We start from the raw sequence: 13405 nt of genomic DNA, 5'->3' as shown, positions 1-13405 counted from the left end.
CGTTTTTTTATGCCTGCAGAAAAGTGATTGACAGAGAAATGCCAGCGCCACACCGTGCGTTTACACGATGCGGCGTGCTCTCACACCAGCGATTTAAGCCGATAAATCCAGTCAAGTGCCTGACGCGGTGTCAGCGTATCCGGATCCAGCGCCTCAAGCGCCTCCACCGCTGGCGAGGTCTCTTCAACCAGCAGCGGCAACTGAGAACCATCAACCGTTGATGATGCCGAGTGGTTTGAAACGGTCTCCAGCTCTTTCAGCTTGTTGCGCGCCCGCTTGATCACCTCTTTAGGCACGCCGGCCAGCGCGGCTACCGCCAGACCATAACTCTTGCTCGCAGCCCCTTCCTGAACGCTGTGCATAAAGGCAATGGTGTCGCCATGCTCAACCGCATCCAGATGAACGTTGACCACGCCTTCCATTTTTTCCGGCAATGTTGTCAGCTCGAAGTAGTGAGTGGCAAACAGCGTCATTGCCTTGATGCGATTCGCCAGGTTTTCAGCACAGGCCCAGGCCAGCGATAAACCGTCGTAGGTCGAGGTGCCGCGTCCAATCTCATCCATCAGCACCAGACTGTTTTCCGTGGCGTTGTGCAGGATGTTGGCGGTCTCGGTCATCTCCACCATAAAGGTCGAGCGCCCGGAGGCGAGATCGTCAGCCGCACCGACGCGGGTAAAAATGCGATCCAGCGGACCAATCAGCGTCTCATCGGCAGGAACAAAACTGCCAATCCATGCCATCAGCGCAATCAGTGCCGCCTGTCGCATATAGGTACTTTTACCGCCCATGTTGGGACCGGTAATGATCAGCATTCTGCGCTGTGGTGCCAGTGACAGCGGGTTAGCAATAAACGGCTCTTTCAGAACCTGCTCAACCACCGGATGGCGACCGCCGCTGATTTTAATGCCGGCTTTATCCTGCAGCACCGGACGGCAATAGTTCAGGGTCCAGGCGCGTTCTGCCAGGTTGCTCAATACGTCCAGTTCGGCCAGCGCGGCGGCACTCAGCTGCAGCGCTTCAAGGTGCGGCAGCAGCTGATCGAACAGCGCCTCATACAGGCTTTTCTCCAGCGACAGCGCTTTGCCCTTCGAGGTGAGAACTTTGTCTTCGTACTCTTTCAGTTCCGGGATGATGTAGCGTTCAGCATTCTTCAGCGTCTGACGACGCACATAGTGCATCGGCACCTGATGGCTCTGACCACGGCTGACCTGGATGTAATAGCCATGCACACCGTTAAAGCCGACCTTCAGCGTATCCAGTCCCAGCTTCTCACGTTCACGGATCTCCAGCCGGTCAAGGTAGTCGGTTGCGCCATCGGCCAGCGCGCGCCACTCATCCAGCTCTGCATTGTAGCCGGGCGCGATCACGCCGCCGTCGCGAATCAGCACCGGCGGTGACTCAATCACCGCCTGCTCCAGCAGCTCGCGTAGTGCGGTGAACTCGCCCATCTGCGTGCGCAGCTTTTGTAGCTGTGGCGCTTTTACGTCGGCCAGCAGCTGGTTCAGTTCAGGCAGTTGCTGAAACGCATGGCGCATGCGGGCCAGATCGCGCGGACGCGCGGTGCGCAGGGCCAGACGGGCCAGAATTCGTTCCAGATCGCCGACCTGACGCAGCACCGGTTGCAGGACGTCGCTGAGATTCTGCAGCTCAGCAATCGACTCCTGACGCTGGTTAATGATGCGCACATCGCGCAGCGGCATATGCAGCCAGCGTTTCAGCATCCGGCTGCCCATTGGGGTGACGGTTTTATCCAGCACGGCCGCTAAGGTATTGTCGGTGCCGCCTGCCAGGTTCTGGGTGATCTCCAGATTACGGCGGGTGGCGGCATCCATGATGATGCTGTCCTGCTGCCGCTCCATGCTCAGCGAGCGGATGTGGGGCAGCGTGGTGCGCTGGGTATCTTTGACATATTGCAGCAGGCAGCCCGCCGCGCTCAGCCCCAGATTCGCATTCTCCACGCCGAAGCCATTGAGGTCGCGGGTGCCAAACTGCAGGTTCAGCTGCTGGCGCGCGGTGTCGATCTCAAACTCCCACAGCGGACGGCGGCGCAGGCCACGACGCTGATCGATCAGCGACATCGCCTGAAAATCTTCGGGATAGAGCAGCTCGGCGGGATTGGTGCGCTGCAGCTCTGCCGCCATGGTTTCAGCATCCGCCGGTTCGCTTAAGCGAAAACGGCCTGAGCTGATATCCAGCGTGGCGTAGCCAAAACCGCGCGGACTTTGCACAATCGCCGCCAGCAGATTGTCATGCCGCTCCTGCAACAGCGCCTCATCACTGATGGTGCCGGGTGTTACGATGCGCACCACTTTGCGCTCGACCGGGCCTTTGCTCAGCGCCGGATCGCCTATCTGCTCACAGATGGCAACCGATTCGCCCAGCTGCACCAGCTTAGCCAGATAGCCTTCAACCGCATGATAGGGCACACCCGCCATCGGGATCGGTTCGCCCGCAGACGCGCCGCGTTTGGTAAGTGAAATCTCCAGCAGCTGCGAGGCGCGTTTGGCGTCGTTATAAAACAGCTCGTAGAAGTCACCCATCCGGTAAAACAGCAGAATATCAGGATGCTCCGCCTTGAGGCGCAGGTACTGCTGCATCATGGGCGTATGGGAAGGAAAGTCCTTTTCGGTTGGCTCTTGCATAAGGTTTTAACTCATCTTTAATGCGGTAAATTTCTGGCGGTCAACGCCCATGAAACCGAAAGGGATTCCAGGCACGCAGGATAACCAGATGATAACGAATAGGGCAGGGCATATGCCAGCCTGATAATCGCCCTGATCCTTGCCGGGTTTAACCTGACAGGCATCCTGGCAAATGTGGCGACGGCTGGCGACAGAAAAGTGGCGTTTTTCATGACGCTGGCGCGGTGCTGCGAGGCGGCTCGCGATTTCCGCGTCAGTTTACGGTGTGCGGAGCGGCGCCAGAGCGCACAGCAGAAGAAAAAAGCTCAGTGCAGCCCGTTCTGCAGCGCCCAGACGGCGGCTTCAAGGCGGGATTTGAGGTTCATTTTTTTCAGCAGATATTTGACGTGAACCTTGACCGTGCTTTCACTGATGTCCAGTTTGCGGGCAATGGCTTTATTGGTCATTCCATCGCTGATCAGCTGCAGGATGTCGCGTTCACGTCGGGTCAGCTGGCTGATATCGCGCGTCTGTGCAGTCTGCGATTCGCGCAACCGCGCAACCAGAATCGGCGTTAACGCTTCGCTGAGTACGATCTGCCCGGCGGCGGCCTGATGCAGCGCTTTCAGCAAGGCTTCCGGTTCCATATCTTTCAGCAGATAACCATCCGCGCCGCGCTTCAGTGCGCTGACCACATCCTCTTCATTATCAGAAACGCTGAACACCACCACCCGGCCAGAAAGGGCGATTTCGCGCAGTTGGGTCAGGGTATCCAGCCCATTCAGACCCGGCATATTAAGATCCAGCAGGATCAGGTCGGGATCGTGCTGTTGTGCCAGCGCCAGACCATCAATGCCGTTACCCGCTTCGGCCACCACCTGCAGTCGTTCATCCAGCGCAATCAGCTGCTTCAGCCCGTTGCGCAGCATGGGGTGGTCATCGATTAATAAGAGCGTAAATTTCTCTGCCGTCACAATCTTTCCTGTCCTGTACGCCAGCCCTGTGCGGGCGAAGGTGCCTATCTTACCGGTGAAGCAGGGTCGCTATATACCCCCAAAGGACTACTCCTTTATTTCCATTCAGATGCCCTTTTGCTGAAGGGGTTCGCAGCAGTAATTAAACCGCATGATTTATAAGGGTTATCTGCATTCAGTTAACTACTTAACCGGGATGATCAGAGATTGCCACGCCTTTGTAACCTGCATTGCCGTTGATTTGTATCAAGCAAGCCGCCAGGCCGGATGCGCAGGATATGCACAATTATTATTCTGCTGATGAGAGAGTTATGACCCAATCTGCCCCACTGCAAACCCCGACGCGCGGCGCATTAATCCAGGACTGGCAACCGGAAAACGAGGCGTTCTGGCAGACGAGCGGCAAGCGTATCGCCAGCCGTAATCTGTGGATTTCTGTTTTTTGCCTGCTGCTGGGCTTCTGCGTCTGGATGCTGTTCAGCACCGTCGCGGTTAATCTGAATAAAGTCGGCTTTAACTTCACTACGGAGCAGCTCTTTTTACTGACCGCGCTGCCGTCGGTGTCCGGCGCGCTGCTGCGTGTGCCTTACTCTTTTGTGATCCCCATCTTTGGTGGCCGCCGCTGGACCGCCTTCAGCACCGGTATCCTGATCATTCCCTGCCTGTGGCTCGGCTTTGCGGTACAGGACAGCCAGACCTCATTCGCGACATTTATGGTGATCTCCCTGCTGTGCGGATTTGGTGGCGCTAACTTCGCGTCAAGCATGGGCAACATCAGCTTCTTCTTCCCTAAAGCCCATCAGGGCGGCGCGCTGGGTATCAACGGTGGTCTCGGTAATCTTGGCGTCAGCGTGATGCAGTTTGTCGCACCGCTGGCAATTTCCTGTGCCATTTTTGGCTTTGCCGATGTGGGCCATACCACTGCCACCGGTGACAGTCTCTGGCTGGAAAATGCGTCCTGGATCTGGGTACCGTTCCTGGCGGTCGGCACGCTGGCGGCCTGGTTCGGCATGAACGATCTCGCGGCGGCGAAATCCTCGCTGCGTGAGCAGTTGCCGGTGCTGAAACGTCCACACCTGTGGATCATGGCGCTGCTCTACCTGGCGACCTTCGGTTCCTTTATCGGATTTTCTGCCGGTTTCGCCATGCTGACAAAAACGCAGTTTCCGGATGTGGTGATCATGCATTACGCCTTTTTCGGCCCGCTGATTGGTGCGCTGGCCCGTTCAGCAGGCGGCATCGTTTCTGACCGCCTCGGCGGGACCCGCGTCACGTTGGTCAACTACATCCTGATGGCGCTGTTTGCCGCGCTGCTGTTCCTCACGCTGCCGGGAGACGGACATGATGGCTCGTTTATCGCCTTCTTCGCGGTGTTTATGGGCCTGTTCCTGACCGCCGGTCTGGGCAGTGGCTCCACCTACCAGATGATTGCGGTGATCTTCCGCAAGCTGACGCTGGAACGTATCAAAGCTGAAGGTGGCGACGATGCGCATGCGCAGCGCGAAGCGGCAACTGAAACCTCGGCTGCGCTGGGCTTTATCTCCGCCATTGGCGCACTGGGCGGCTTCTTTATTCCACAGACCTTTGGCCTGTCGCTCGCCATGACCGGTTCACCCGCTGGCGCGATGAAAATCTTCCTGGTCTTTTATCTCTGCTGCATCGCCGTGACCTGGCTGGTTTACGGACGAAAAGCCCGCGCCTGATAACGACAAAGCCGGTGTGGCGCACCGGCACCATTTTACTTTCTGTGTCGCGACAGATGCAGAGTCAGCAATGTCATACCAGGCCTTCAGGAGTATTCCGGATGAGCAAGTTTCTTGATCGATTTCGTTATTTCAAACAGCTGGCTGAGCCCTTTTCCGGCCAGCATGGCCAGACGTTAAACAGCAACCGCGACTGGGAAGATGGCTATCGCAGTCGCTGGCAGCACGATAAAATCGTGCGCTCCACGCACGGCGTTAACTGTACCGGCTCATGCAGCTGGAAAATCTACGTCAAAAATGGACTGGTCACCTGGGAGACCCAGCAGACCGACTATCCGCGTACCCGTCCCGATCTGCCCAACCATGAGCCGCGTGGCTGCCCACGCGGTGCCAGCTACTCCTGGTATCTTTACAGCGCTAACCGCCTGAAGTATCCGCTGATGCGCAAGAAGCTGATTCAGCTGTGGCGCGACGCGAAAGCGCAGCACAGCGATCCGGTAGAGGCCTGGGCATCCATTATCAGCAATCCGGAAAAGGCTAAAAGCTACAAGCAGGCGCGCGGACGCGGTGGCTTTGTCCGCTCCAGCTGGCAGGAAGTGAACGAGATGATCGCTGCTGCGAACATCTGCACCGCGAAGACCTACGGCCCTGACCGTATTATGGGCTTCTCGCCGATTCCGGCGATGTCGATGGTCTCCTACGCTGCGGGCGCTCGTTACCTGTCACTGATTGGCGGCACCTGCCTGAGCTTTTACGACTGGTATTGCGATCTGCCGCCAGCGTCACCGATGACCTGGGGCGAGCAGACCGACGTGCCGGAATCGGCCGACTGGTACAACTCCTCTTACATTATTGCCTGGGGTTCGAACGTGCCGCAGACCCGTACCCCGGATGCTCATTTCTTCACGGAGGTCCGCTATAAAGGGACAAAAACCGTGGCCATTACCCCGGACTATGCCGAAGTCGCTAAGCTGTGCGACCAGTGGCTGAGTCCGAAGCAGGGCACTGACAGCGCGATGGCGCTGGCGATGGGCCATGTGATGCTGAAAGAGTTTCACCTTGATCGCGAAGTCGGTTATTTTCGCGACTACGTGCGCCGCTACACCGATATGCCGATGCTGGTCATGCTGGAACCGCGTGAGGGCGGCTACTACGCCGCGGGCCGTCAGCTGCGCGCCAGCGATCTGGTGGATGGTCTGGGTCAGGAGAATAACCCGGAGTGGAAAACTGTTGCGCTGGATCAGGCGACCGGTGAACTGGTTGCCCCGCAGGGCTCTATCGGCTTCCGCTGGGGCGAAAAAGGCAAATGGAACCTGGAACAGCGTGACGGTCTGTCACAAAAAGAAGTGGAGCTGCAGCTCAGCCTGCTCGGCAGCCACGATGAGGTCGTTGAGGTCGGTTTCCCTTACTTTGGCGGCATCACCAGCGAGCATTTTAACAGCGTCGCGCTGGATGAGATTCTGCTGCACAAGCTGCCGGTGAAACGGCTGCAGCTGGCGGATGGCAGTGAAGCGCTGGTCACCAGCGTCTACGATCTGACGCTGGCGAACTACGGTCTGGATCGCGGTCTGGATGATGCCAACTGCGCGCAAAGCTACGACGAGATTAAAGCCTATAGCCCGGCCTGGGCGGAGCAGATTACGGGCGTTTCCCGTCAGAACATCATTCGCATTGCCCGTGAGTTTGCCGAAAACGCTGAAAAAACCCGTGGCCGCTCAATGATCATCGTCGGTGCCGGTATGAACCACTGGTATCACATGGACATGAACTACCGTGGCCTGATGAACATGCTGATTTTCTGTGGCTGCGTCGGTCAGAGCGGCGGAGGCTGGGCGCACTATGTCGGTCAGGAGAAACTTCGTCCGCAGACCGGCTGGACACCGCTGGCCTTTGGCCTGGACTGGCAGCGTCCGCCACGTCAGATGAACAGCACCTCTTTCTTCTACAACCACTCCAGTCAGTGGCGCTATGAAACCCTGGCCACCAGCGAACTGCTGTCACCGCTGGCGGACAAAAGCCGCTACAGCGGCAGCCTGATCGACCTTAACGTCCGTTCCGAACGGATGGGCTGGCTGCCTTCCGCGCCGCAGCTCAACGTCAACCCGCTGCATATCGCGGCACAGGCGAAAGCCGCCGGTCAGTCACCGCTGGACTACACCGTGGAGAGCCTGAAGCAGGGCACTATCCGGTTTGCCGCCGAACAGCCGGACGACCCGCAGAACTTCCCGCGTAACCTGTTTGTCTGGCGTTCCAACCTGCTCGGTTCCTCAGGTAAAGGGCATGAATACATGCTGAAGTACCTGCTGGGCACGGAAAACGGCATTCAGGGTAAAGATTTAGGTCAGCAGGGCCGCGTGAAACCCGAAGAGGTGGAGTGGCTGGACCAGGGTGCTGAAGGCAAACTGGATCTGGTGGTCACACTCGACTTCCGCATGTCGAGCACCTGTCTCTACTCTGACGTCGTGCTGCCAACCGCTACCTGGTATGAAAAAGACGATATGAATACTTCGGATATGCATCCGTTTATTCATCCACTCTCGGCGGCTGTCGATCCTGCCTGGGATTCAAAAAGCGACTGGGAGATCTATAAAGGCATCGCCAAAGCCTTCTCCGAACTCTGCCCTGGCCATTTAGGTGTTGAAACGGATGTGGTGACGCTGCCGGTATTGCATGACTCGCCCGCCGAACTGGCACAGCCGTTTGAAGCAAAAGACTGGAAAAAAGGCGAGTGCGACCTGATTCCAGGCAAAACCGCGCCACACATTATGGTGGTGGAACGCGACTATCCGGCGACCTGGGAGCGCTTTACCTCGCTGGGGCCGTTGCTGGAGACCCAGGGTAACGGCGGCAAAGGCATCAGCTGGAACACCAGCAAAGAGGTCGATTTCCTCAAACAGCTTAACTATGTCAAAGCCAGTGGCCCGGCAGCGGGACGGCCAAATATTGACACGGCGATTGATGCAGCCGAAGTGATCCTGGCGCTGGCTCCGGAAACTAATGGTCAGGTGGCGGTGAAAGCCTGGCAGGCGCTGGGCGCGATTACCGGTCGTGACCACACGCATCTGGCACTAAACAAAGAAGATGAGAAGATCCGCTTCCGCGATATTCAGGCGCAGCCGCGCAAAATTATCTCCAGCCCGACCTGGTCAGGTCTGGAAGATGAACATGTCTCGTACAACGCCTGCTACACCAACGTTCATGAGCTGATCCCGTGGCGTACCCTGAGCGGCCGTCAGCAGCTCTATCAGGATCATGAGTGGATGCGCGCCTTCGGTGAGAGCCTGATGGTCTATCGTCCGCCAATCGATACTCGTGCGGCGAAGCCGTTGCTGAACAGCAAGCCCAACGGTAATCCGGAGAAGGCGCTTAACTTCCTGACGCCACATCAGAAATGGGGCATTCACTCCACCTACAGCGACAACCTGCTGATGCTGACGCTGTCACGCGGTGGACCGATTGTCTGGATGAGTGAAGATGACGCCCGCGAGCTGGGCATTGTGGATAACGACTGGATCGAGGCGTTCAACGCCAACGGTGCACTGACCGCGCGTGCGGTGGTGAGCCAGCGTATCCCGGCCGGTATGACCATGATGTACCACGCGCAGGAACGCATCGTGAATATTCCCGGCTCGGAGATCACCAGCCAGCGTGGCGGCATCCATAACTCCGTGACGCGAACCTGCCCGAAACCGACCCATATGATCGGCGGTTATGCCCAGCTCTCCTGGGGCTTTAACTACTACGGTACCGTCGGCTCTAACCGCGATGAGTTCGTGGTGGTGAGAAAAATGAACAACGTTAACTGGTTAGACGGGGAAGGCAACGATGCCTGCCAGGGCAGCCAGCAGGAGGTAAAACCATGAAAATTCGTTCACAGGTCGGCATGGTGCTGAACCTCGACAAATGTATCGGCTGCCACACCTGCTCGGTAACCTGTAAAAACGTCTGGACCAGCCGCGAGGGCATGGAATACGCCTGGTTTAATAACGTCGAAAGCAAACCTGGCGTCGGCTATCCGCACGCCTGGGAAGATCAGCAGAAGTGGAAGGGCGGCTGGATCCGTAAGATCAACGGCAAGCTGGAGCCACGCATGGGCAGTCGCGTCGGCCTGCTGTCGAAGATCTTCGCTAACCCGGATGTGCCTGCACTGGATGATTACTACGAGCCGTTCGATTTCGATTATCAGCATCTGCACAATGCGCCTGCCGGTAAACATCAGCCGATTGCGCGTCCGCGCTCGCTGATCACCGGTCAGCGGATGAAAAAGATCGAAAACGGGCCGAACTGGGAAGAGATCCTCGGCGGCGAGTTTGCTAAACGCTCACAGGATAAGAACTTCGACAACGTCCAGAAGGAGATTTACGGCCAGTTTGAGCACACCTTCATGATGTACCTGCCACGACTGTGTGAGCACTGCCTCAACCCGGCGTGCGTGGCGACCTGTCCGAGCGGCGCGATCTACAAGCGCGGAGAAGATGGCATCGTGCTGATCGACCAGGATAAATGCCGCGGCTGGCGGATGTGCCTCACCGGCTGTCCGTACAAGAAGATCTACTTCAACTGGAAAAGCGGCAAATCAGAAAAATGCATTTTCTGTTATCCACGTATTGAAGCGGGCCAGCCCACCGTTTGCTCGGAAACCTGCGTCGGCCGTATTCGCTATCTCGGCGTGCTGCTCTATGACGCGGATCGCATTGAACAGGCGGCGGCTGCGGAAAACGAAAAAGATCTCTATCAGAGCCAGCTGGATATCTTCCTTGATCCCCACGATCCTGCCGTGATCGCCCAGGCGTTGAAAGATGGCGTTGCGCAGAGCGTGATCGACGCCGCGCAACGTTCACCGGTTTATAAAATGGCGATGGAGTGGAAGCTGGCGCTGCCGCTTCACCCTGAATACCGCACGCTGCCGATGGTCTGGTACGTGCCGCCATTGTCACCGATTCAGTCGGCGGTGGATGGCGGAGCACTGGCGCACACCGGCGTACTGCCGGATGTGGAAAACCTGCGCATTCCGGTGGAGTATCTGGCGAACCTGCTGACCGCGGGCGACACCGCGCCGGTGCTGCTGGCACTGAAACGCATGCTGGCGATGCGCCATTACAAGCGCGCAGAAAGCGTGGAGGGTGAGCATGATATCCGGGCGCTGGAGCAGGTCGGTCTGACCGAAGCCCAGGCGCAGGAGATGTATCGTTATCTGGCGATCGCCAACTATGAAGATCGCTTTGTGGTGCCTTCAAGTCATCGTGAACTGGCGCGTGAAGCCTTCCCGGAAAGCAAAGGCTGCGGCTTCAGCTTTGGCGATGGCTGCCACGGCAGCGACAGCAAATTTAACCTGTTCAACAGCCGCCGAATTGATGCCATCGACGTCAGCAGGAAAACCACGCGTCCGGAGGATGCCTCATGATCACGCTGCGTGTTGTGTCGCGCCTGCTGGACTATCCGGACGAGGCGCTGTTTACCCACTATCCCGATCTGATCGCGGCGCTGGAAGAGGCCAGTGAACTCAACCTGCAGCAGAGCGCACGGCTGGTGCGCTTTATTAATCAGCTCTGCACCCGGCCCTTGCTGGACGTGCAGGCTAACTACTGCGAACTGTTTGATCGCGGCCGCGCCACCTCGCTGCTGCTGTTTGAACATGTGCACGGGGAGTCCCGCGATCGCGGTCAGGCGATGGTTGATCTGCTGGAACAGTACCGGGCCGACGGTCTGGAGCTGGACAGCAAAGAACTGCCCGATTATCTGCCGCTCTACCTGGAATACCTCGCCTGTAAAAGAGATGAGGCGGCGCGTCAGGGGCTGGACGATATCGTGCCGATCCTGGCGTTGCTGGCCGTGCGGCTGGAAGCGCGCCAGAGTCCTTATGCCGATCTCTTCACGGTGTTACTGACGCTGTCCGGTAGCGCGGTCGATCCTGCGGTCCTCAAGCCCCAGGTGGCGCAGGAAGCGCGCGACGATACTCCGGCCGCACTCGATGCGGTCTGGGAAGAGGAGCAGATTAAATTTCTCGGCGAACAGGGCTGCGCCTCAGCGCAGCAGGCGATGCATCAGCGTCGCTTCGCCGATGCGGTCGCGCCGCAGTATCTGGATATCGCCGCGGCGACGGCGCGCACCACAGGAGAATCAGCATGAATTTTATTAACACTTTCTTCTTCGATATTTACCCTTACCTGGCCGGAACGGTTTTTCTGGTCGGGAGCTGGCTGCGCTATGACTACGGGCAGTACAGCTGGCGGGCCGGTTCCAGTCAGATGCTGGACAAAAAAGGAATGCGGCTTGCCTCTAACCTGTTCCACATCGGCATCATCGGGATCTTCTTCGGTCATATCGTCGGGATGCTCACCCCGCACTGGATGTATGAATCTTTCCTGCCAATCGACGTGAAGCAGAAGCTGGCGATGATTGCCGGTGGCCTGTTTGGTGCGATGACCCTGGCGGGCGGCGCGCTGCTACTGAAGCGCCGTCTGACCAATCCTCGGGTGCGGGCGACCAGCAGCGTCGGCGACATTCTGATCCTGACCCTTCTGGTGGCTCAGGCTACGCTGGGCCTGCTGACCATTCCGTTCTCCGCCCAGCATATGGACGGCAGTGAGATGATGAAGCTGGTGGGATGGGCGCAGGCGGTGGTGACCTTCCACGGTGGTGCATCGCAGCATCTTGAGGGCGTCGCGTTTATCTACCGCGTACACATGGTACTGGGCATGACGCTGTTCCTGCTGTTCCCGTTCTGCCGTCTGGTGCATATCTGGAGTGCGCCGGTTGAGTATCTGACCCGCCGTTATCAACTGGTGAGAAATCGCCGCTAACCCCGGAATGGCTGCGGGAAGATACTGCCCCGCAGCCCTTTTTACCCCACGGCTGCGTTGACGTTTTTTTAAGATTCCGGACTGTATGTCAATGCGCTGAACGACTACTATTACCGCATCTGAATTTACCCCTCGTTTATGGATAACCGATGCGTCTTAAGCTAGCCCTCCTTGCGTTCATCCCACTTCTGGCCTCCTGCAGCAGCAAACCTGACGTTCCGTCCCAGCAGAAGATGCTGGCTGCGCCGCAGGGCGGTTTTTTACTGCAGCCGTCGCACAGCGGACAGGCGATGTTCGGCGACTTTGCCGGTAACCCGGCCGCAGAGCAGTTTATCGATAAGATGGTTGAGAAGCATGACTTCGACCGTGAGCAACTGCACAACATCATTGGTCAGGCTAAGCGACTGGATTATGTGCTGCGGCTGATGGATCGTCAGGCACCGAGCTATACGCCAGCACCGGGCCCTAACGGGGCCTGGATCCGCTATCGCAACAAGTTCATTACACCGGATAACGTGCAAAACGGCGTGGCGTTCTGGAACCAGTATCAGGATGCGCTGCAACGCGCGCAGCAGGTCTATGGCGTGCCGCCGGAGATCATTGTCGGCATTATTGGCGTGGAAACCCGCTGGGGTCGCGTGATGGGGAAAACGCGGATCCTGGATGCGCTGGCAACCTTATCGTTTAACTATCCGCGCCGCGCCGCGTACTTCAGCAGCGAGCTGGAAACCTTCCTGCTGATGTCGCGTAAAGAGCAGGATGACCCGCTGGCGCTGAAAGGCTCTTTCGCCGGGGCGATGGGCTATGGCCAGTTTATGCCTTCCTCTTATAATGATTACGCGGTTGATTTCAACGGCGACGGCCATGCAAACCTGTGGGATCCGGTGGATGCGATCGGCAGCGTGGCGCACTACTTCCAGAAGCACGGCTGGCGCAGCGGTGAAAATGTGGCGGTCCCGGCCAGCGGTCAGGCACCGATGCTGGAAGATGGCTTCAAAACCAGTTACAGCGTGAGCATGCTGGCGGCGTCAGGCCTGTCACCGCAGGGCTCGTTGGACGGTAACAATCAGGTCAGTCTGCTGCGTCTTGATTTAGGCACCAGCTACCAGTACTGGTACGGCTTACCGAATTTCTATGTCATTACCCGCTACAACCACAGTACCCATTATGCGATGGCGGTGTGGCAGCTGGGCGAGGCGGTGAGCAAGGCACGGCAGGGCGGCCTGTTATAAAGGCTATCCTTGTTAACTGTAAGGTTATATGATGACGCCCTTTTCAGGCCACACAGCCACTGATATCTCTGG

8 protein-coding genes are annotated in these 13405 nt (G+C 57.8%); 6 read left to right on the top strand and 2 right to left on the bottom strand.

Annotated elements, in window-relative coordinates; all coding sequences use genetic code 11:
- Positions 1 to 80 precede the first annotated feature (80 nt).
- Together mutS and narL are read right to left on the bottom strand one after the other, a co-directional pair.
- Complete coding sequence (mutS, locus tag AC6I8C_RS14855; protein WP_497822912.1) at positions 81 to 2642, bottom strand: DNA mismatch repair protein MutS; 2562 nt, start codon at positions 2640 to 2642, stop codon at positions 81 to 83.
- A gap of 305 nt (positions 2643 to 2947) precedes the next feature.
- A complete protein-coding gene (gene narL, locus AC6I8C_RS14850; RefSeq protein WP_497822911.1) occupies positions 2948 to 3595 on the bottom strand; it encodes a two-component system response regulator NarL in 648 nt (215 codons plus the stop codon).
- Between the two features lie 311 nt (positions 3596 to 3906).
- Between narL and AC6I8C_RS14845 the strand changes: the two genes are divergently transcribed.
- The 6 genes from AC6I8C_RS14845 to mltB all read left to right on the top strand — a co-directional run bounded on the left by AC6I8C_RS14845 (position 3907) and on the right by mltB (position 13333).
- Positions 3907 to 5298, top strand: coding sequence for a NarK family nitrate/nitrite MFS transporter (locus AC6I8C_RS14845; protein WP_497822910.1), 1392 nt, complete (start codon positions 3907 to 3909; stop codon positions 5296 to 5298).
- Between the two features lie 101 nt (positions 5299 to 5399).
- The gene (locus AC6I8C_RS14840) at positions 5400 to 9161 is read left to right on the top strand and encodes a nitrate reductase subunit alpha (RefSeq protein WP_497822909.1); all 3762 of its coding nucleotides are present in this window, start codon (positions 5400 to 5402) and stop codon (positions 9159 to 9161) included.
- Positions 9158 to 10702: a nitrate reductase subunit beta gene (narH, locus tag AC6I8C_RS14835; protein ID WP_497822908.1), complete on the top strand. Its 1545-nt coding sequence runs from the start codon at positions 9158 to 9160 to the stop codon at positions 10700 to 10702. Before AC6I8C_RS14840 ends, narH begins: the two co-directional genes overlap by 4 nt.
- The gene (gene narJ, locus AC6I8C_RS14830; RefSeq protein WP_497822907.1) at positions 10699 to 11427 is read left to right on the top strand and encodes a nitrate reductase molybdenum cofactor assembly chaperone; all 729 of its coding nucleotides are present in this window, start codon (positions 10699 to 10701) and stop codon (positions 11425 to 11427) included. Before narH ends, narJ begins: the two co-directional genes overlap by 4 nt.
- The gene (gene narI, locus AC6I8C_RS14825) at positions 11424 to 12101 is read left to right on the top strand and encodes a respiratory nitrate reductase subunit gamma (protein ID WP_098052529.1); all 678 of its coding nucleotides are present in this window, start codon (positions 11424 to 11426) and stop codon (positions 12099 to 12101) included. Before narJ ends, narI begins: the two co-directional genes overlap by 4 nt.
- A 149-nt stretch (positions 12102 to 12250) precedes the next feature.
- On the top strand, positions 12251 to 13333 hold the full coding sequence (mltB, locus tag AC6I8C_RS14820) for a lytic murein transglycosylase B (protein WP_033733598.1): 1083 nt from the start codon (positions 12251 to 12253) through the stop codon (positions 13331 to 13333).
- Positions 13334 to 13405: the final 72 nt, after the last annotated feature.

The sequence above is a fragment of the Pantoea sp. X-Soil-YNGN-844 genome (assembly GCF_059730595.1).
The sequence above is the reverse complement of the archived record's forward strand: the minus strand, read 5'-3'. Positions and strand labels throughout refer to the sequence as shown.

Excerpts from the sequence above, each read along its gene's own strand:
- mutS (WP_497822912.1), bottom strand. The coding sequence starts at position 2,642 with ATGCAAGAGCCAACCGAAAAGGACTTTCCTTCCCATACGCCCATGATG.
- AC6I8C_RS14845 (WP_497822910.1), top strand. The coding sequence starts at position 3,907 with ATGACCCAATCTGCCCCACTGCAAACCCCGACGCGCGGCGCATTAATC.
- AC6I8C_RS14840 (WP_497822909.1), top strand. The coding sequence starts at position 5,400 with ATGAGCAAGTTTCTTGATCGATTTCGTTATTTCAAACAGCTGGCTGAG.
- narH (WP_497822908.1), top strand. The coding sequence starts at position 9,158 with ATGAAAATTCGTTCACAGGTCGGCATGGTGCTGAACCTCGACAAATGT.
- narJ (WP_497822907.1), top strand. The coding sequence starts at position 10,699 with ATGATCACGCTGCGTGTTGTGTCGCGCCTGCTGGACTATCCGGACGAG.
- narI (WP_098052529.1), top strand. The coding sequence starts at position 11,424 with ATGAATTTTATTAACACTTTCTTCTTCGATATTTACCCTTACCTGGCC.
- mltB (WP_033733598.1), top strand. The coding sequence starts at position 12,251 with ATGCGTCTTAAGCTAGCCCTCCTTGCGTTCATCCCACTTCTGGCCTCC.